At 33.7% G+C, this 24,207-nt stretch carries 3 protein-coding genes; all 3 read left to right on the top strand.

The features are described from left to right. Window positions 1-350: 350 nt before the first annotated feature. The 3 genes from P9B04_RS19815 to P9B04_RS19825 are packed head-to-tail and all read left to right on the top strand — an operon-like array spanning window position 351 to window position 24,163. A complete protein-coding gene (locus P9B04_RS19815) occupies window positions 351-2,771 on the top strand; it encodes a hypothetical protein (protein ID WP_342056696.1) in 2,421 nt (806 codons plus the stop codon). Window positions 2,772-2,789: 18 nt separating this feature from the next. After that, the gene (locus P9B04_RS19820; protein ID WP_342056697.1) at window positions 2,790-14,099 is read left to right on the top strand and encodes a hypothetical protein; all 11,310 of its coding nucleotides are present in this window, start codon (window positions 2,790-2,792) and stop codon (window positions 14,097-14,099) included. A gap of 32 nt (window positions 14,100-14,131) precedes the next feature. After that, a complete protein-coding gene (locus P9B04_RS19825) occupies window positions 14,132-24,163 on the top strand; it encodes a LamG domain-containing protein (RefSeq protein ID WP_342056698.1) in 10,032 nt (3,343 codons plus the stop codon). Window positions 24,164-24,207: the final 44 nt, after the last annotated feature.

Below are 24,207 nucleotides of genomic sequence, written 5' to 3' on the forward strand. Positions count from 1 at the left end.
AATGGTCGCCGACCTATTGAAAAATTAGCCACCCACAAAATCCGTTAGAACGAGAGAATAGCCGAGATTAGTAGTGCGTCTGAGAAGGACAGTATTAGTTGAGCAACAGTGAGGACAATCCATTGTCAAAAAGGCTATGGGAGAGAACAGTAATTAGTCCAATTGTACCTAAAGTTGAAAATTGTGACCAAATCTTGTTCTCAGTCCTGACACTTTTTGTCACCTCGTGAGTGCGTTTGCCCTGGATGAGCTTACCCTAGCATCGTTAAGAAATATAAATATTTTGATAGCTACAAAAAAGATAACATTTATAATTAACAAGAATTTGCAAAATGTTTCCATAAAAAGACATGAAGTCTCTACATTTGTTTGTTAAAAAACCACCAATATATAATGAGCAATGGAGTATTGTGCACGGATATGGAATAAATCTTCTTGAAAATTCTTTCAAAAACTTTTGTTTACTTGAAAGCAAACAAGAAAATAGCAATTTATTTACTGCTTGTGCAGGGAAACTTTCTCTACGTCCTCCAAAAACAGGAACATTTGACAGTTTTTTGGGAAACAATAATATTTCCCTTTCTCCAGATAGTCTTAGTATTTCAAGAGCAACACTTAATTTGTATCTACATTTGTCTCCTTTTGTTGCACTGAATCCTTCTTTTAGGCGAAAAAATCAAGGATTAGGAAACATAATAGGTTTTGCCTATTTTGATGTGGAAGTTTTGTCTTTAAAAGAATTTTTACCACAATATATTTCTGGATCTATTCTTAAAAACTTGTTGGAAGAGGCTGGAATAGAAATAGATTTATCAGAAGAGTTATCAGAAGACGCAAAAATTGCAGTTTTAATTAGATTTCTCAGAGGAAGACTAGAACCACTTGTAGAGACTGGTAGTTTGCTGGCAAAAGTATCACAAAATAAACAAATTGGGTTTGCAGTCTTAACTGATTTTGGAACAATTGATCCTGCTTCTATTTATGATGAAATGAGGGATTTTGTGGAAGATGGTCAGCAGGATGTGGATTCATTTATACAATTTATGGACTCTAGACCTGAAGATTGGCCAATTAATCTAGATTTGTTTCTTTTAAAGCAGAATTTATATCCGATGACTGTACTTGAAGATATTCGTAGAGAAAGAAATTTAACTCCACAGCAATGGCGAGAAGATGTGGGAAATAATCAAAAAAAACTCTGGCTTGATCGTCTTTTGAAAAGAAGTGGTCATGCTCCAGCCACTTCAACTGCTCCACCATTTGAATTTAACGATTTAGACTGGCAAAATATTTTTCAACTCGAAGCGATCGTCGAATTTTACGCTAATTTTGACGATCCTTGGAAAGAAGGAGCTGTTCCAATTCTTCCTGGAGACCCTAAATACAAAACAGTTGATTTTCTAGATTTAAATGGAACACAAGCAACAGTTGAGGGGAAAAAAGTCACTTTAGATGGAAGTCCTGATTTAAGTCGTGTCAAAGAAACTAAGAAAAAAGGCTTTTTATATGACACTATTTTCTTCGAAAAAGATCGAAAACGTACCAATAAGTTATATCGAATTGAAGAAGTAGATGTTGCAAATAATACGATTACTTTAGATGATAGTCCTGATTTAACAGAAGATTCATCTGTATGGCGTATCAATTTAAGACCAATATTAGTAATCATTGATCCTATTGGCAGTCGTATACAAGGTCAAAAAGCCAAAATTTCCGATCCCTCTAAACCAAAGATCATAAAACTTGAAGATTTACCTACAAAACTCAAAAAAAGAGAAAAAATTAATCGTTTTGATACTATTTATCTTCCATCCGATCGAAATACAGATAGCAAACCGAACCGAACCTATCGGATATTAAAAATTGATGAAGCAGAAAAAACTGTTACTCTTGACGGCAACCCCAATTTGGATGGAAGCCAATCAGCTTGGTATATTCCTGCTGGAATAAATGGAGAACTTTCTAATCTTAATTACAATTTAGGTCCTGATAAACCTGATAAAGGAAAAGGTTTTGATCAATATGAAGCACTATTATTTATTATTCATAATGGCAAAGTTTATAAAAAATTACGTTGGAGTAGTTTCACTTCCCGTAATGCAGCAAAAAAAGAATATTTATCATCAATTAAAGGAAATGAGTTATATGACTTTGCCAGTGTCACAGCAACTAGAAGCAATTTTCAAAACTATTGCTTTCGAGTAGTAGACCGTAATGCTAATTATGATGGTGTAAGAAAAGCTCGCTTTTATTTTGAGCCAATAGTAACTCCAGATGAGGCAGCACCAAATCAAAATCCTGTAGATGGAGGAAAAGGTAAAACAGGCATTAGACTTCATGATGGAAATAGAGGAGCCTCTGGCTCTGGCTCTAATGGTTGTTTAGTTTCACCTTCTTTTTATGAATTACGAGACCAATTGATTTTTTTATATGGAGAAGATTATGGGAAGTTTAAATTAATAACGGAAAAAGATATTGAAAAACAATTAAAAATATGGATTGCTTATGGCAAGGAAAGAAAAACTAGTAGAGCATATTTTAAAAAATATTTGTCTTTAAAAAAACAAGCTAGAGATGAGTTCGACAAAAAAGCGAAAGAAATAGACAAGGATGATAGTTTAACAAATGAAGAGAAAAAGGCAAAAAAAGACAAAATTAAAAAACAAATTGACAAAAAACTTCTTAGCAACATACTAACCCCCTCTGATTGGAATAATAAATTAGTAGGTACAGTATGGCTTATTCGTCCCGACGAAAGACCATTAGGTTAACCATAGGAGGATAAAATTATGATTCATGCTTTGGGGACTCTCAACGATTTTTTAGGTACAACAAAAATTCCAGTGGGTATCTTACCTCCTGAAAATAGTCCTGAGTTTAATGAGTTCTTAGAAAAAATAATAGTTGTTGACTACGACAATTTTTTTGATGATGAGTTAAATTTTTCTTTCACGGTATGGTTGGCTATTGAAGGACAACTATCGGTTAATCTATTTGGTATTAATGGTTTCAATTTATTAATTGGGAATCAAGTAGAAGAATATATATTAATTAGTGCAACTTTCAATGTAGATGATGGAGAGCCAACTTTAACGCTTTATGATGTTGCTTTGACATTAAGTCTTCAAAATCCGAATGATTCAGGTGAAAAAATAGCAGAAATTCGTCTTCAAGGGACATTAGAGATAAATCAATCTTTGGAGATTCAAACATCAAATATTCTTGTAGAAATTGATGCTCCTGCAATATTTAATGATGAAGTATTAGAAATTAAAGATTTCTATTTTGATCAGGATTGTCTGGCAATTAGATGGGAAGATGAAAACGTCAATCGCTGGTTACAAAGTGCGATATCCAATTCAAATCAACTGGGAGGAAATATTCCCGGTGATATGACATTAAGAATACTTTTTGGTGCGCCAATACAGGAGATCCGATTAGATTGGGAAGTTACAGACAGTTTAACTTTTGCTTTATCTAGTTTTGAAATAGAATTCCCTGAAAATCTAACATATAGTTTACTGCTGAATTCTAGGAGTAATGATTCAAACATCGAGCGTCTTTCTTTAATCTTAACTTTAGGTGAAAATCAAGAACTAACAGCATCGAGTAATTTTGCTTGGACAAGAAATGAAAATACAGAAAGAGAGCTACAAAATGATGATAATTCATCTGAAGAGAAACTATGGAAGCTTTCAGCAATAACTCAACAAGAAATTAGTTTAGTGTTAATCAGCTTACAATTAGATGAATTTCAATTACCTGAATTTTTCCGACAATTAGAGAATCCGCTTATATCTTTTGATTTTTCAAATATTAGTGAGCTTAAAGAACCCTCTAGTTCTGATTTCGTGTCGCTCAACGGAGATTCTTGGGAAAAAATAGATTTAACAATTAATAAAGAACTTGATTTTCCTTTTCTCAAGCAAGGCTCAGATCAATTTATCAAAATCAAGCCCAAAGACGCAGATGGAACAACTGGCAAATTAACTATTAATGCAGAAGTCGATCAAGATAATAAATTTAACAATATAGCTATTCCTTTTGATGTGATAGTTGAAATTTTTGATTTGAATTTTACAACTGAAGTAGAACTTAAATTTAACTGGGAAACTTTTGCATTGTCAGTTGAACATAGTAAGGGTATTGAATTTATTTCAGATCAAGAAGAATTACCCACTTCAGGAAATGAATATTTAGGTCTGACTTGGAAATTAACAGGAGCAAGAATTAACGAGGGTGAAAATGAAGGAAAATTCCACTTTTTTACTCTTATAACTGATAACTTTAATTATCAACTGCAACAAGCCCCTGGCTCGGTGTTGACATTGGAATATTCGTCGATCGGTAAAGAAGCTCTTGTGTTTGAGTCAAGAAACTTTACCCTCACCGAGAGTGGAATTAGTTTAGAGGCAGAAGTCACGAATCAACCTGTTAGATTAAATGGTTTAGATACCAAGTTTACTTTCCGTAACAGCCGTTTTGAAATAAAAGATAATAATATACGTAATTTTACTCTCAAAGGATCGGGTGCTTTACCACCAGCCTTAGTCGGTGAAGCGGAAGCCGATATAGCCCTCCAGTTTGCTCAACAAAATGGGTCTTTAACTTTAGTGTCTGGTTCAGCTCAATTAAAAGGGAAAAAACCGCTATTCTCTACAGGAACACGTTTTCAATTTAACATTGATGCTTTAGGTTTAAAATTTGTTAATGATGCTAGATACCATCTATATTTCACATTAACAGGTTCGGCTCAATTTGTTGCTATGCCTGGAGATAAAGATGGAGCATTAGCACTTTTATCTGTTATTAAAATTGACTTGGTTGAATGTCCTTTAACAGGTGATGCCAGTATTATTAGTCAACACGTCAAATTCTTGATTGAGTTACCGAGTAAGAAATCGTTTAATGTTCTTGGTTGCTTTGAAATGGAATTAAGAGCGATCGGATTTTTACCTCAAGCGGAAGTTTTTGGTGGTGATGGTGCGATGGAATTAACAGGGCAGGTTAAATTTGCTCAAGGACCTGGAGATTCTAAAAACGATCAAGCAGATTATCATACTTTACTAGTAGGCTTACCTGAAAAAGGAAAATTAATTCCGAGGGTTTACTTTAAAACATTACCTGTAAATTTAAATATAGGAGAAGCATTTAAGCTTAATGGAGTAGTTGAGTTTATTCAAACACCACAGGAAGAAGGTTTTTCAGGTGAAGGCTCATTAGAAATTCAAGGATTACCTTCGATCGCGGCGAGTTTTTCTTTTTTAAGAGTCAGACAAAATGAACAAACACCTTGGTTGAGAGCATGGTTTATATATATAGAAGTTCGTAAAGTTAGTTTCCAAATTCCTTATATCACTCTATATTTACGAGAAGTTGGTTTAGGATTTGGCTATCGTTATACTATTGCTAGTATAAAAGCCGCTGATCAAACAAATGATTTACGTCAATTAATTCAGTCATTACGATCGTTATCTCGAACTCAAGGAGATTTATCAAAACGCGATCGCTGGTCAGTAGATTTAGAACAACCAGGAGAAGATCCTCGTTGGACGATCGCTTTAAGAGCATTATTATCGCAAACATCTGCATCTGCTAGTCCTTTAGAATATAACCAAGGAAAAGAAGAAAAATTACCCTGTCTGTTTCTATTCGATGCTGTTATTGCCTTCCGTAGTGATTTAACTTTCTTCATGGCAGTTCGAGGATGGATAAATACGAACTATGATTACTACTTAAATAATCGTGGTATTCAACCTTTGTTCAGTGGTTTTGTCTTACTTGCACCTCGTCAAAAACGTCTTTTAGCACAACTATCCTCTAATCCCAACGGTTTTACTGGAAACAATCCTCCTTTACCACCATTTGTTAATCGAGCATTAAAAAACAGTCAATTTGCTGCGACACTTTTAATCGAACCCGGATTAGTTCACTATGAATTAGGCTGGCCTAATATGTTGCGTTGGTCAGATGAATTTGGACCTCTTAAAGCAGAAATTAGAGGGGGATTTATTTTCCGCATCTCCAAAAAAGAATTAGTTATTGGTAGCAGTCTCCTTGCCAGAGCAAGTTTGAAATTCTCAGCTGAACTTGATGCTGGTTTTGTTGGTGCGAGGGTATTAGCTGAAATTTCAGTAGCCTACGGAACTCGCTATATTGGAGTGTTTGATTTTGAAAAACCTTCCAAAGGTTCTGCTTTTTATGCCGCAGTTGGTTTAGAAGCGAGAATTCGTTTAAGAATCGAATTTTGGCTACAATTCACAATCAAAGTTTTGCGTTGGCGTAAAAAAATTAGAATAACATATAGATTTAGTGTTGATATTGGCTTTACATCCTCTTTAGAATTAGGAATAGACGCTTCTGCTGGAGTTGGAATAAGAGGGAGTGGAACTCTATCCCTCTCCGCAATGGGGCATAATTTACAACTAAGTGTTAAATTTAGTGTTAATGATAATGCAGTCAGTCAAGCTCTTGAACGTACGGAGAAATATCTCCAATTAGGATTAGAAGCAACTGATGTCGAACCTGTTCCCGGATTACCTGCTCCTGCAGTGTCTACTAATTCTAGTCAAGAATCTTTTCAGCCATTATCTTTATCAGCTGATACACAAGAAATCTCAGAAATTAACAATGAAGCCACGAATATAAATAATTTAAATGATGGTAATGATGTAATAAGCAATGATGAAAATAACAACTCTTCAGCCAATCCATCAGAAGGTTTTCCGACAGCAGAAAATAATCCAGCATCAGATGAACTAGATCAGGAAAATGAGCAATCTTTTAAAGTCCCAGGGTATGTCACTTTTACAATTCGCAAAATGGTTGCTCAAAAAGAAGTTTGCTATTTTCTCTTACTGCCACAAGGAGAAGAATATCCGACTGGAAAACCAGAAAAAGGCTTCTTACCTGTTCCTCCATTTGTTTCTCCAATAGATGTTATTCCTGATGATTCTATTGATGTTGATCATGATTTTATAATTGACTTCACTAAGAAAATAAATAACTTACAGCATTTTCGACCTAATACAGAAAATCAATTAGATAATATCGGCGGTGCGTGGGAATCTATTCAAGATAATCAATATAAATGGTCTGTTAATTGGAAGAAAGAAATTGAAAGTATTGATGAATATCAACCGACTGAAGAGGAAGACTCTCTGGGGCAATCTACAACTATAGAAAATTTAACGCTGGAGGATTATCTCGTTAATGCTTTTGTCGTATCAAAAGAAGTTTATAAGGATGGAGCAAAAATATTCGACAAACATAGTGATAAGACACCGACTCAAGACGAATTGTCAGGTTCTCAATTATATTTAGTTCCAAAAAGAGATCCTGAGCCTTTACGTATATCTGTATCGATTGAAGACGATCGAGTTAATAATCCTTCCCAAAATAATTATGAAGAAGCAGTTAAAGGTGCTTTTGAACAGTTTAGAAGTTCTCCCTATTTTAAGTTGGATCAAAAAAATGAGTACGATCGTGCTTTAAAATCTGCATTTGAAACCGAGACCTCGATTTATCAACGAGAAGATCAGTCACCAGAAGAAATCACTGAAAGTCAACAAATAATTCAGTTTAGAGGAACTATCATTCAAGATTTGATTGTCGACTTTAAAGAATATGTTGAAGCACAAGAAAATGGAGATTCAGATAAAGCAAATGAGATAGTCAAAAAATCAGTTGCATTTCAGATGGGTTTAGTTTTCAGAATAGATGCTCCAGAAGAGAATAACGATGATAGCTGGATTCCTAATTGGTTAAAAACTGTTGTTGTTGATGAAGATAAAATACCTAAATTACAACAACGATCGGCTCCTAGACAGACAGAGCCAGATCCTGAGCAAGAAGGAGTTGAAATTCGGACTTTTAATATTAGCGACACTAACTTTAATCAAAACCTACCACAATTTGAGCAAGTTAATCAGTTTGCTGATGCGAATACAATTGCGATCGCTTGGGAACTTGATTGGAGTACACCTCTTCAAAATGAAGACAAACTTACTCCTGCTCAACGAGATCCTGATCACCATTTATTGCATTATCGAGTGAGAAGAGTGGCAATTGATGCAATTAATAGTGGCGATCGAGAAGTTAATTACACTGTTAAACCTTGTCAAGTACTACATCGTCAAGAAGGTGGATTGCTTCAAGCTCTTTTACCACGTTTCAAAGTAGTTGATCACTTCAATCAAGAAACATTAGAAGAGCAAGCAAATATACCCTCCACAGGATTAACTTACTATTATGAAATTACTCCTGTAGATATGGCTGGGAACATTAGTCCTAATCCCTTAACAGTTTTTGCCACCCGTTATCCCAATGAACCACCTCAAGTTCCCACAGATGCGGAATTTATCTTTGAGTATGAACTGGAGCAAGAAGATTTAACAGCAACAGAAATACTAAATCAAAATCAAATACCTCAAGTATTAAAACCAAAACACGTATTATTAGAATGGACTGTGCCTAAACCTTTAAAAGAAGGACCGAATGTACCTGTAGGAAGATATTTACTAATCTTTAGACCAGATCAAACTTTACCCATTGGAAGTTATGGTGTGGATCAACAAACTAAAGGCGATCGTCAACAACTATTACCTACCAGTAATGCTCGTAAATTAGCTAATGATGTTGTCATTGAAATCAAGCGAAGTGAAATTGACTCTGTGCAATTAATTTCTGATACAGGAGGTTTTAAACAAGGATACCGTTTTCAGATTTCCATGGATGATAATAATCAAAGTAAGTTAATTGAGAAAAAGATTTTTCCTGCTGATGGAAAATGGCAACCCCAGTCTTGGCGTATATTTTTACAAGCAGAAGCTTTTCAAGCCAATGAAGATCCAGATAATGAAGATCCAGATAATGAAGATCCAGATTCAGAGAATCCTAGTTCCATTAATGCACCTCGATCGGCTCTTGCACCTGTTCGTTTACTTTTACGAGCAAAACCTCCACAAGCAGAAACGCCACAAAATGATGAGACAAAAATACCGATTATCGAAGAAAAACGTCCTTCAACTTTAGAATGGCTAATCAAACCAATTTTATTGCCATTTTTACCACCGGAAGACTTAAAAGATGAACGTGGAAATGTGGTAGATAATTCAGAACCTGATGCTGATCGTCTTGCTCATGTTCCGATGGCACAATTTAATAAAAATGAAGATACAGATAATATCGATCGATTCAGATTTAAAGGTAATTTAGAAAATATCCAATATCAACGCCATCCAAATAAATTACGCTGTCTTCGATTCATTTGGAATCAAGCTCCTAGTAATTTAGAGAACTATCCTCTCAATCTTCATGCTGGTTTTGAAATTTTAGAATTAGACATAGATGCCCATACAACAAAAACATTTAATAAGGAAAAAGAATTAGCAAAAGTTCTGCGAAGCATTCAAGAAGTAAAATTGATTAATAGTAATGAAACACTATTCACTCCCGGTGATACTCTAAATCATAATCAGTGGGAAGCATGGTATCCCAGTACCTTATGTCGTCTCCAATTAGAACAACCAGAAGGAAATGAAACTCCTCTAGGAGCTTGGTATTCTTGGCGAGAGTCTTATTTAGACTGGCCACAGTGGCAAGAATTAGAATCACAGTCAGAAGGTATATTGACCAGACCGACAGTATTTCATCCCTGCTTACAAGAAATTATCAATATATTAGAAGAAGATTATATTGTTGATGTACAAACTAGTCCTCCAATTCAAGCAAATAATGTTCAAGATTTATTATTAAATAGTGCCGCTACGTCAGATCCTTATGGTTGGGGAATATTACAAAAATTAGGTTTATCGATGACTTTGAGTCTACGAGTACCGTTAAAGGGTGATTTAATATCTGGAAGCGATCTTTTAGAAGCTATTCAAAAATCAATTGCGAGTGGAACACAAAGAGAATATAAAATCTTTGATAAATATCTTCATGTTGAACTTTTATTTAGAGCAGATAAAAAAAACGCATTGACAGAAAAAAATGCTGAAGACAGTTCTCTATTAGGATTCGTACAAATTAGTTTACGACCTATCCCCACTCAATATTTGCAATATAAAAAATTAACTATTGATGGTAAGGCCGGAACAACAATTAACCTAATATTTCCCAAAGATGAAGATGATAATTCGACCATTATTAGTCTGATTGACCAATCTGATACTAGTAGTGGGCAAGTTGAAATTGATGTAAAGTCACAAGCAGTTCAGAAAACGATTAATTTACCTATTAATGGTATAGCGAATATATTATTACGATTAGAAAAAGATTTAGACATAGGAACAGCTGATCAAAATATAAAAGTTGTTATTCCTTTAAAAGAAACAATCAATGGTTTTACTCAGAATGAATTTTTTCAACAATCTCAAAAAACACTAATCCTCAGAAAAAATCTGACGAATTCATCAGACAATGATGGATTTAGAAAACAATTTGCTGAAGTTTTAAAAGAAAGTGGAAATGATGAAAAAATTGCAGAATTAGAAGTAGATATTCAAAATTTTGCTCCAACTAACTTTTTGTCAACTTACTTCACTTTTTCTCCAGATCAGTTACAAGAGAGTTTTAATGAGAAACCAAGTCAAAATCAACCAAAACCACTTGCTACTCAATGGCAACGTTTACAAAGATATCTACAATCTCTGAATAGTAATGATTCAGAAAGTGAGAAAAAAATAACCCCTTCTGATTTGAATGAAAATATTACAGACATCTTAATATGGTCACAGCGTTTCTTTGATTATTGTCCAGACATACAAACTGAAGGGCAAACAACAGAAGAACAATTACCTTGGTTAGTTACTGCTTATCCTCGATCGAGTTCTCCTGCCTATGCAGTACCAGATTTACAAGGACGTATTACTTATGATCATTTGATTTCGGATCAATGGGCTCATAACTATCGCTATTATATTCAGCCCCAAGGACGTTATGATTTGTTATTGAAAAGTTTAAAACAGTCTTTATTTACAGAAACAGAAACGACAAGTGAAGAGGAAGTCATAGAAGATGCGATCGCAATTAGAGCAAAATTAATTGATCCTCAAGCAGGAGGATTAGATATTGTCTTAAACCGAACTCATCCGATCGTGAAACCATTGGTATTATCTTCGACTCGTTTAGATAGAGGAGAATCAGAATCACAAGATAATGGAGATGAAACTCCTGAACAACTCGTACCATTAAAGCCCGGTCAAGTATGGGAGGTCATCATCGCACAACACCCCGAACAAATACTCAATGAACGGAATCAAACTTTAGCTAGACAATTAGGATATCGTCAAATTGCTTATTCTGTTGCACGTAGTTTTGCTTATACAGAATGGATTAAACAACTAAGAATGCTTTTTCCTGATACTTCAAAACAATTCTTGTTACCAAGTAATTACGATGAGCCTCCTGAAATTCCTAGTACAATTTCTCAATCAGATGATCCAATCCCTAAATTAGATTATCTTGATTTAACCCAAGATGAAGAGAGTCTTAATCTAGACATTTATCAAAGAATTGGTGATTTTCAACAGGGAGCATTAGTTCTGCAATGGCAAGCATTACCGTTCTATTATGAACACTGTTTACGATTAATAGCTCAAACTACAACTGTTGTCTCAGAAGTAAATAGTATTGTCCAAAAAGATTTTGAATATGTTGCTCCTGAGCCTTTAGGAGTAATTATCAGAGGTGAAAAGCTCGAAAATTGGAAAGCACCATCAAAACCGATCGCCTTCAATAGTGATCAGGCAATTACGATCAATAGTCGATCTTTACAAATTCCTTTACGTAATTTTTGGGATAGTCTACCTGTTAAAGCTCAACACCAGTGGGAATTTGAAAAGCCAGCGAATAGAGGAGATAAAAATTCTAATGAGCATAAATATGGATCTTTACCAGATCCTGATGTTGTTTATCAAATAGTTGAGTTATTTAGTGGCAATATTGAAGTTCAAGCAGAAATTTTCTGTTTTCTCGATCCAGATAATCCAGATAATCCTGAAAATAATCAATATTATGAAGTCCGTCAGTTAGGTCGTCGTTTTCTCACTACTTTTGATAGCCTCAAAGCACCAACTGATCCTCAATCGGATTATTTACTCCATGTCGGTGTCATTCAAATTACCGAAGAAACTTTGTCGGCAACATATAAACAAGATGATTTAGCACAACCAACAAAATCTAAAATCTTCTTACAATCACCATCTGATGGAAGCACGAAAATATATGTAGCTAATAAACTAGAGCGAAAAGATATTGATAACATCTTAGCCGTTGCTGAAAATCAAAGTGGAGATAATTTTGAGCAAGATCAAGAAATCTTAAATAACTTATTCCAAAGTTGGTTTAATGAAGAAGCAATTTCTAATGCTATTGACTCGGAAGAATTACCTGACGATATTAATTTCCCTACTGCTGTTAACTGCAATCTTATTTGGGATGGTTCGATCGATGAAGAACAACAAGAAGGTTTACTGCTGTTAGATGGGGATGAAGATTTTATCCTGGCATTAAAAAGATTGAGTCGAAATACTCCTCCTCCTCGACCAACAAATGATGGTCTTCCCGAAAATCTTCAAGAAAACTTGACTATTGAAAAAGATGTTTTGATTTGGAAAAATACATTTCAAAATGAAGAATCAAATGAAGGACTAAATAAGGAACAAGAAAATAATTTGAGAAAATTAATAGCAGACGAAGTTTTCAACAAGGCAATTAATAAGCTTATTAAGTTAATAGAAAACAATAACGCAAGTGAAATAACTGTTGAGTTACTGCCTATTGAGGCAACTACAGAATCTTGTCCTTTGGAAATTTTACCTGAGGATATTCCTGAAAGTGTCAATAGTCAACTTACGTCTGAGCCTGAAAGTCTTGAATTGGTTAATAATGTTTGGCAGTTGAACTGGAAATTAACATGGAAAGGAATCATTTCCGATGAACAACAGTTAGAGTTAGAGAATTGGGCTGTTATTCCTGAATGGGAAGAAGCTGTAACTCAACTATTACTTGAGTTAGATAGTTTTGTTTTACCTGCTATCAATTTACCTCCTGCTCCACCACCACGTCCTTTAAATAGCGAGTTAGTACCGATTCTTCGAGGCAAACTTAATATCCAAGATGAACAGCTAGATTGGAATAGCGATAGTGTTGATACTTTTGATGGTGAGGAAAAACCAGCTCTTAATGATTTAAGAGAAGGAAATTTTGATAATGATTTTAAAGATGCCATCGGACGATTAATTACTGAAATTGAAAATGCGATCGCTAATCTTGAAACAGGAGACACTAGTATCTCCGTCTCAGTAACAGTTAATCGTTTTATTGTTCGTCCGACTCAATCAGATATTCCAGATTCGATTGCGGAGAATTTGACCATCCAACCAGAAGAAATTCAATGGAGAAGTTTATTGGTTAATCAAGATCAACTGGATGACTTACAAGCTTTATCAGAACAAGGAGATGAACCATTTAAACAAGCCATAAATACTCTTATTGAAACATTATCTAATCCAGAAACAATCACAGAAATAAACACAATTTTTGTTTGGAGACGACGCTTATTAAACTTAATACAAAAAATCTCGATACAACTTCTACAAAAAATTATTAACCAATTAAATTCAGATACAGAAATTACAGAAGAACAAAAAACAGCTCTGAAAGAACTTAAAAGAAAATTACCGAGAGTAGTTTTACTAAGAAATTTAAGAGACGATACACAAGAGGATTTATTGAATCAATTACTAGAAGATAATGAAAACAACTTAGACAAAAATGATCTTCGAATCTTGCAGTTGACAAAAGAGAATCTTTCCCTAGAACAGAGAAGAACGATCGGTAGAATATTGCAGAATCATTTATTAATTGGTAATGCTTTAATTCGTTATCACGGCATTATGACGATAGAAGAAGGTGAAAGTATTTTACGGGAATATCCACTCCCTTCTGATCGTCGGGCAATCCAACGACTTTATGGTCAAACATTTAATAGTGGCTTACAAGGCAGAAAACTAGAAATTAGAACGAGACGAGGTAGTGCCAAACCCAGTGATTTTCAAAGCTTTGAAGTAACTAATTTAAACTTAAACATTTAATTTTTATTTTTTTCTTAGAAGAGGGCTATTTCATGACGACTTTACCAAATATCAATATAAAAGGACTATTGTGGCAAGCTGAAGCAAGAGTAATTCGTTTAGAAGGACCATTAAATAAACCCGATGATGATAATTGGACACTTCGTAATTTATGGGTAGAAAAAAATAATAATATCTATAATCCCAGTACCATAATTGCACTGTGTTGGATCTCAAAAGTAGTCATTCAACCAGTTGAAGGAAAAAAATATACTTGGACACAAAAGGATAAACCACCTCAAGATGGACAGCCTCCCTATGAACCTAAACCATCTTTAGAAGAAATTGAAGAAAAAATTCAGTCTGGAGAATATAGCTTACTGCTTTTACAAACTGATCCACAAGCTACTGAATGGAGTAATCCCAATCAAATTCCTGAATGTACTTGTATTGCTGGAGATATCTATTTAACTGAAAAATTTGAATCTCAAGATTTACCAAACTTATATAACGCTTTAGGACTGATTTATCTTAATGATTTTGTGGATAGTCAACTGAAAAAAAGAGAGGGGAGCTCTCAGTTACTTGCTCCTATTTCAGTTCACAGTAGTGGCTTGACTATTTTTGCTCAAGTTAAATTACCATGGCAGGAAGATAATGTAAAAGCTCCTTTTCAACTCACTCCATTAATAAAAGATGGTTTAGCTACTAGCGTATTTCGTTTAAAACCAGAGCAAGAACGTCTTCAAAAAAAAGAAAAAGAAAATTGGATTGAAGCTTGGCAGAGATTAAGTGATTTAATTGATCCTTTAGCCAATATAATCCAACCTCAAGAAGATGAACTTCAAAAATATCCCAATTGGTTAACTTTAAAAATAAGTAATCCAGAAATTTTTCCACCCATATACTGGCAAATTGATCAATGGAGTGACAGTGATGAGGAATTGCAACTCCTTACAGTTAGCTTTGAGCAGAATGCATTTAGTTTAATTTTTAGTGATCAATCTCTATATGATCAAGATTCACCTCCAAATTCACTAGCTCAAGTAGCTCCACTAATTGTTATAAGTAAAGCTGAAGATGATTCTTTAATCATAACGATCGATGCTGATAAAAATGATAATAATCAAAATGATACGAACCAAAATGAAGATCAATTAATTTATGAATGGAGCAATACGAATAAAGAATTTATTAGTCTATCGAATCTAACTACTAGTTTTAGTCCAACTCAAATACCTCAATTTTTAAGAGATAATCAAGGACTTAATCCTCCACAATGGCTTCCAAAATTAGAAGATAATTTTTCTGATACTGAAACCATAAAGCCTTCTATACTTTGGGGATTTATGCCTTTAGGAAATGGTTCTGAATCTGTACAACTGCCGATTCCCAATCTAACAGAACAAATTTATCTTGATGCAGATTTGGCTAATTCTACTTTAAGTCAACAGTTAAATGAATTTTCTCCTGCTTCCCAATCAATACAAAGTATTTCTTTATTTCAAGGAGCAGTTTCTTTTGGTAATGAGAGAGAATCTTTAAGAGCAAACACAAATCAACTAGATCAAGAAATACCTTGGAATATAACTTTAACAGATGCCAAAAACTTATCTGGAACTTGGAAGTTAGAAAAAAAAGCAGATAGTTATGAAGTACAAGAGGTTAAATTAACTATCAATAAACCCATTTGTAATATTCGGGGTCTATGTTGGCTCAATACAGGTCAACCAACAGTTAAAGATGCGATTCCTGATTTAAGTAATTGGATATCTAGTTTAGAATCTATTCCTTTAAAAACGATCGAACCGAAGAAAGATATTTTTCCGCCAGTTATTGAATTAATTATCGAAAATCTTACTTTTTCGCCACAAACAATTGAAATTAAAGAGAATAATCAAGAAATCAATACTCTAGCTGGTGATTTAGGTGCTTGGCAATTTTCTTATCAAGTCAATATTGAAACATTCAAGAAAATGATTGACAAAAGAATTTTACCAAAAGATACATTTCAAAATGCATTGAAAGATGAATTACAAGATGAATTACAAGAAATGCTCCCATTAGTATGGCTAAAACATCCATCTTTGCCAATGATTCAAGCATTTCCCATGACTCAGAATCAGTCCCCCGCAGATTATCCTTCGGCAAGTCGTCAACTTATTCCTTATGAGTTACCAATAAAAGAAATAGATAATAAGATTTTTGTACCTGACTTATGGCGATTTGGAATAGGTAACAAGGAAGTAGAAACAAAAACAAAAGGTGCATTAAATTGGGCACGATATCTATCTCCTCTAAATCCAGCTCAAGAATGGAAAAAACTGTCTAATTTACCGGTAGTTTCTCTATCTTTATCTGGTTTGGTGTTAAGCCCCAATAAGAATTTTCTGGATGCGGGGTTAGATGCAGAAACTCAATTGTATTTACAATATCGTTTAGATTTACCTTACACTGATGAAATTAATGGTTTAGCTCAGTTACCAAAAGCTTCTCCTCAATCAAATACTGTTTCGCCTTTACCTAACTCTTCAATTCCTGAACCAGTTAAGCCTCTTGAAAGGGAAACATTTGCTGAACATTGGCAACAGCTATCCCAAAGAGCTAGTTTAGCTAGTGCAGATGCTATTTTTGCTTTAAATAAAAGCAAGGACAAAGATCAAACTTTTGTTGAGAATTTAATTGAACCTTTATTGTGGGAGGTCAAAGCAAAATTTGACTTGGATCGTTATCCCGGAAGCTTAACATTAGCTAATGCTAATGATACAGAAACAATAATAAAACTTGAAAGCAATCAAGCTTTAGAAGGAATCACAGGTGAATTTGTCAGAAATAATGGCAATATTGAGTTAATTAATAGTGATGATGATACTTCTTCTTATACCATTACAGCAGGAAGTATGAATGCACAATTAGAAAATAACCAAATTAGGGATCAAAGGGGATTATCTCATAGTGTAAGTACAACCCCAGAAACAGAAGTAAATAAAACACTATTAACGACGATCGTTTCTCTAGATAATACTGACTATGAATTAATCACGACTCTTGAAGTCCTAAATTTAGTGGTAGGTGATAGATCGTGGCGTTTCTGGTTTAAAAATTTGCCTTTTAAGGAGAATCAATTCGATCGAGAGATAACTAGTTCTCTACAAACAGAAGATATAAACGATCCAGAAGCTCAATCTCGTAAATATAATTTTTTGAATGGCTACGAATGGAGGCTAAGTGATACTGAATCATCAGTATTACCTTTTAAATTCTTTGGTTTAGATTTCTATCCTTTAATGCTTAAAAATATTACAAAAACAGAGGCAAAAGTAGAAAAAATAGAAATTATTGGACGTTTACAATTACCTTTTAAAAATGAGATAGAGCAAGAAAATTTAAGTAATGCAGTTGTGATTAAGTTCCAGTGGCAGGAAGAAAAGAATCAATATATTTTTGATGATATATCTATTGCTCCTTCTTCAGAAGACTCTTTTGTTGAATGGACACTAAATTTTTTAACTCCAGATAATAATAAAGAACAAGTAAGTTCCCCAATTCCTGAATTAGAATGGAAAAAAATTGAGAAACAGGCAAATAGAATCAAAATTAGTGAGTTAATACTTAAGTTTCATTTATTTAAAACTAATTGGATTATTCCCCTAACAAATCAACAACTAATTTTTCCGAATCCAAATCCTATTAGTTATGGTCTACCCGCAGAAAATGATTTTTCCTTAATACAAATTTCCCTAGATATTAATCCTCAAAATACACAAAATTTACAACTAGAATTTTCAGTTAAAATTGGCGATCGAAGTAAAGATATTACGATTCCTGATAATAATCGGATTACCGAAGGATTACAAGCTTTATATACTTTTAGAGAAGGCAATGGAGATACGATTCGTGATGTTTCTAATTCAATAAATCCTCTCAATTTAAAAATTAAAAATACTGATGCAGATGACATTGAATGGTTAGAAGGTGGAGGAGTTAAACTAAAGAAAGCAGATAATATTATTAGTTCAATTGATCCAGCAAAAGAACTATCTCAAGCTTTTCAAAAGACGAATGAAATTACTCTAGAAGCCTGGATTCAACCCCAAAAAAAAGAACAATCTAGTGCCAGAATCATAACTTTTTCTCTAGATAAGCAAAATCGTAACTTTACTTTATCTCAAGGAGTGAATGTATCTGGCTCAATTGCTGTTGAATATAATGTGCGGCTACGGCATACAGAAGCTGATAATGATGGATTGCCAGCTGTTCAAAGCAAACCCGATGTAGTTGTAATTGATGAACCAAGTCATTTAGTTTATACCAGAACCAAAGGTGAAGTTAAGATATATCTCAACGGAGAAGAAATTGATCCACAACGTCTCATTGAAAGTGAAGGTAATTTTTCTAATTGGAATGATAATTATATTTTTGCTTTAGGTAACGAAATTACAGAAGATAGAGGTTGGTTAGGAACTTATTATCTTGTTGCAGTTTACGATCGAGTTTTAACTCCATCAGAAGTTAAATTAAATTATCAAGAGGGTTATTTATTTTCTCAACCTACACCAAAAGAAACACCAGAGCCACCATCACAAGAAGCGATCGCATTTCAAACCAAATTTGACTATGATCTTGTGGAGCAACAAATCCAATTCAGTAATAGTAAATTATTTGATGATTTAGACATTAAAATTGAGGCAATTGATGAAAAACAATTTTTTGCCAATAATGCGTTTCAAGTTCGCTGGCAAAAGCAAAAAGACACGATCTCTTCATCGACAAAACCGATCTATCTTTTACCTGGAATACCAATACAATCAGAAGATACGTCTGGATATGCGGTGTTTACATTTACACCTCAATCACAACCAGAAAACATTCCGATCTTAGAAATCAATAGTGCAACAGTAGAAGCATTAATGTTTGCTCGTTGGGGAGATTTTTTGCAAGAACAAGAACAATTAAAAGAAAATCTAAATAACCGTAAAAAACAAATTTTCAATTCATCAGCAGGAGATTTAATCATTGGTTACACAGGACAACTAATAGAAGAGAATCAAGAGAATCAAGACAATCAACAACAAGGAAGAAATTGGCAAGAATCTTTATTACTCAACGGGATGATTGAGCTAAAAAATCTTATTTCTTGGCCTCAACAATTAGAGATTAAAAATACAAAAATTACCCTTCCAGCAATAAACTCTATTGAACGAGTATCGAAGGGGCTACAAGCAATGTATATATTTTCGGAAGGTAAAGGCGATACTATATTCGATCGATCTGGTTCATCTAATCCTCTTAATCTAAAAATTACCAATACTGATTCAGAGGACATTCAATGGCTAGAGGGTGGAGGATTAAAATTAACAACAACGAATAATATTATTAGTTCAATAAATCCAGCAAAACAATTAACTGAAGCTTGTAAAAAGACGAATGAAATTACTCTAGAAGCATGGATTCAACCCAAAAATAAACAACAAATATCTTCAATTGTTACCCTTTCTAAAGATTTAAATGAACGTAATTTTACTTTATCTCAAGGAATGAATGTATCTGGCTCAACTGCCATTGAATATAATGTGCGGCTACGTCATACAGCAGTAAATAACCCTGAGAATGGATTACCAGCGATTAAAACAAAACCAGATGCAGTTGTAATCGATGAACCAAGTCATTTAGTTTATACCAGAACCAAAGGTGAAGTAAAAATATATCTTAATGGAGAGGAAATTGAGCCATCAATTTCCATGAGTCAAGGAAAAGTTACAGCTAGCGTATTAAATTTCAGATCATCACCTGTAGTTGAGTCTGGTAATGAAATTGGTGAGCTTCAAACTGATAACGTTGTTGACATTATTAAACTTGTTGAAGGAGGTGAGTATCCAACGGATGATGGTATACGGAGTGATTGGTATCAAATTGAATTTAATAGCAAAGAAGGTTTTGTTGCCGCCGCATTGATTAAATATTTTTCTGTTCAAAGTGAAGGTGATTTTTCTAATTGGAATGATGATTATATTTTTGCTTTAGGTAATGAAATTACAGAAGATAGAGGTTGGTTAGGAAGTTATTATCTTGTTGCAATCTACGATCGAGCTTTATCTAAAGATGAAATCGAACAAAATTATCAAGCTGGTTATTTATTACCAATTAATCCTTTAAATCACATAAGACACACATCAAAAATATTATTTAATCAACATCAAATTCCAGCCAATTCATTATTTGCAGGTACTAATGATCACTTATTTAATTTTAGACCTCTACTCTCTTGGAGTTTTCTTGCCGTTGTTGAACACCAATTAATTAATGTTTTACCAGACTTTCAATCAGGAAAATTAGAATTAAAAAACGATCGACGTTGGACAAATGTTCAAAGAATTGAAATTGCTACCCCAAATCAATTACGCAAAAAAATTAGATTAATTAATCAAGATTCGATTCGTAATCCAATGATAGAATCAAAAAAAATTGAAATTAATTTTGACTATTTATTTTCGCAAGTACGATCGTCTCTGACAGAAGGAGAAAACTCTGCTTTAGCAAAATTACCTAATAATATTTTACTGATAGAAGCAACTACTCCAATTTGGATTAATCAAGAAGCACTTAACAAAATACAATCACCAATATCTCTACAATTCTTACCTAATGGAAACCAAAAAGCTATTATTAGTAGTCTTCAAGATTATCAATCTTCAAATTCTAATCCGACTGAACCCAAATGGCTTATGTTAATCATGCCTTTTTTGGGGAGATTACAATCGGAAAATGAAGATAGAACAGAGGTAGATATAGATAATGCCTTAGTTAACACCTTAAATCCTTTACAGGTGGATCCTATTCTACATTTAGAATACTTAAGAGCATTTAATTTTAAAGATAAATTGCCTCTATTATCTCTGGGATTAAGCCATTGGGCAGATTCAACACCGTTTAAGTTAAATGTATCTGGATTTGATACTATCATTGGTAAACAATGGTCTCGTTTAGATCCTATTTCTATAGAAGAAAGTTGGTTTCGAATTCAAACTCCACCACCGGAAAGATTACCAAAAAATTTATCAAGTATAGTCGCCGCTTTTCCTGATAATTCTGCTCGTTTAAGTAGAAATACAGCCTTACAGAATTTATTTACTGTTGAAAGATTATCTTATCCCCCACAAGAAAATTTTTCTATTCAACCCAATACATCAAAAAATAGTAATTTAATTAATACGTTTAACAACTTTCTGCTTTTACACCAAGGAGTAATACCAAATCTTTCCAGATCAGAAGTTCCTCCCTATGGGTGGTTACTATCAGGTATTTTACTAACTCAAGGACTATTAAATAATCGGAATAATAATGAAAATAAATTCAACAATAGACTCGATCGTCATGTAAGTACAAGTATTTTCCCTGCTCGCCTAAAAAGCTCTAAGAATCAACCTAATCCTTTTCCTCAAACTTTAGCTATTAGTCCATATATAGGATTTCAGAGGGAAAATATCTCTGGAAATATTAGCAGAGATTTACGATTGATAGTGACAGAATTACTTTGTATTAATCCTATTTTTCAAATATTAGAACCTGTTGATAACTATACTTGGGAATCTCAAAAATTCACAACAGAAATTGACTTTATCAAGTTTTTGCAAGAACAAACAAGAGACTTGGCACAAATAAGACAAAGATTTAAAGAAAATGGCATTATACTTTCTGAGCAAGATAGCTTAATCGAAGTTGAATATGCAGATAATGAAGGAAAGATTACTGATCGAGAAACAGGATTGAAGTATCAAATACGTTCAACTAATCAACAAATAATCTTTTATCAAAATCGAGAGATGATCGTTGAATTAGCTAAGTCATGGGGACAACAAATAAAAAACCAACTTTATCCTCAGTCAAACCTCGCAGTACTACGTTTACGGGAATTATATCAAAATACATCTAGAGAAACAGCGATTTCTTCTGTCGCGATCGAATATAGTTTTGAATTAATTTCTATTGAAGAAAATTCAATGTTAGAAATTAAAAATACTTTTGCTTTACGCTCTCCATTACAAAAACTAAATTTTCGAGAAACTCAATTTAATATCCAATCAATTCCAAAACTTGAAAATATTAAAAACTTTGAAATTGCTCCACCACTAACAGTTGGAGTTCAATCGATACATCTGCAACCCTCTAAATTTAATCCTTGGGGTCTTAGTGCTTTACGTCTTAGTGTTAACTATACGGAGAAGGAAAAGGCGATCGCTTTTTCTAGCTCGAATCTTTCTGAGCAAACTCTTTGGTGGCAAGGATGTCAACATCAAGTGCAGTTTCGTTCAGCAAAAACTGCAGGAGACATAGAGGCAGTTGCGGGATTACCACCTTTATTTCGTGCTTCTGCCATTAAGAATTTTTTACCAACATTATCTAATTTACCTTTACCTAATATTGATAATTTCAAAGAAGAGGAACAATCTATATTACCGGGTTCTATTCAATCTCTTTTGATTGGTAATCGTCAGGGAGTAATGTTGGCAATTCGTAATCAAATAATATCTCAACCTTTAACTCAATCCTCACCAGCTTTAGTTTCTGCTAGTATTCCTGTTCAACATCGTATGCCACGCCCTGTAATACTACCTGATTATCAAACAATCGTAGAACAAGTAAGCGATCGAGCTAAAGAAAAAGCATTACAAACTTGGGGTAGTTATTTTCAGCCAGAACAAAGATTAATTGCTAAAAATTTTCCAACTAATGAAGCATTTTATGGTGAATGTGGTGATTTGCCAGCTCAAAGTTTACAAATTAAATTAATATTTCCTGAATATGGAACTATTTTAGATAATTGGGATGGCAAGCTAACATTTGAAGTAACAATAAATTCAGAAAACTCTGATTCTTCAACTTGGCACGTAGAAAATCTATATATTATTGATAGCAATAGCTCTGAATCTGTAGAATATGATTTAAAGAATCCAGAATTGTCTGATGAAGCGAATAAAGCTGATAATTTAGAGCCATTGTCTATAAAAAGATCACAGGGACTCAATTTTGATTTTCAACCAAAAGATACGGATACAGATAGATCTAATCTTTCATCAATCTTGAACCAAAAATCTGGATCTTTAGTAACTGTTCAACTTACTGTTTATAATAAAAAAAATGAAAATCAAGAACGCTTTCCACAAGTTTTATCTTTCCCTTTAAGAATAGGAAGTAAGTTTGCTCGTCCATTAACTCTTGAACCTTATTTTATCCATTTTGAAGATCCTGAATACAATCGTTTACTTGCTTCTGCTTCTGGTAATATTTCTAGAGAAATCAAATTAAAAGAAAAAGAATTAAACGAAGAAGAATCCAATGATTCAGGAGAGAATACTCCAAAAATAATACCTTTAACTTTATCTGTCGATCGTCAAGAGTACAACCCAGACAGCTTACTTTATTATCGGATTGATTGGGATATAAAAAACCAAGATTTCGATTTCAAAAATAACGCAACCACTATTAACTTAGAGTTTAAAAAAATTTCAGATACAGGGATAAAAATTCCACTTCAATATCAAGAATCTGAATTTAAAGAGGTTAAAGAGGGACAACTATTTTTTCTCAGGTTAAATGAATTAGTTGAAACAAGTCGTGAAAATAGTGATGCATCAAATAATTTGAAAGTAGGTGATACATTAGAAATTTCGATCGTCAACATAGAAAATGAGAACTATGAAATTTTAGAAGAACAAGTAGATGATAAGCTCAAAGAACCAATTGTACTCGCTGTCACGATTGTTGCCAAACCTGTTAATCCATCTTCACAAGCTGCTTATGGATTATTAAGAAGCTACGAAGAAAATGATGATTCTAAAGCAGTTGAATGTGTTCGCTTTGCTTGGAATCCTCAAGCAGAAAGTATAGAACTAGTTTGTGCTGAGGATTTAAGAACAGGAGTTGTTCGTCGCCGAGCAATTTTCCGCTGGCAAGATTCAGCTAAAATCAAGGATACGAGACCGATATATGATATCCAAAAGATTACTGAAAATGGTTCTACGCATATAATAGGGTTTGCTGAAAAAGTGGTTCAAAAAATTAGGAGGCCAAAAACCTCGTTCTAACGGATTTTGTGGGTGGCTAATTTTTCAATAGGTCGGCGACCATT

It is taken from the genome of Crocosphaera sp. Alani8 (assembly GCF_038442745.1).
Taxonomy (GTDB): domain Bacteria; phylum Cyanobacteriota; class Cyanobacteriia; order Cyanobacteriales; family Microcystaceae; genus Crocosphaera.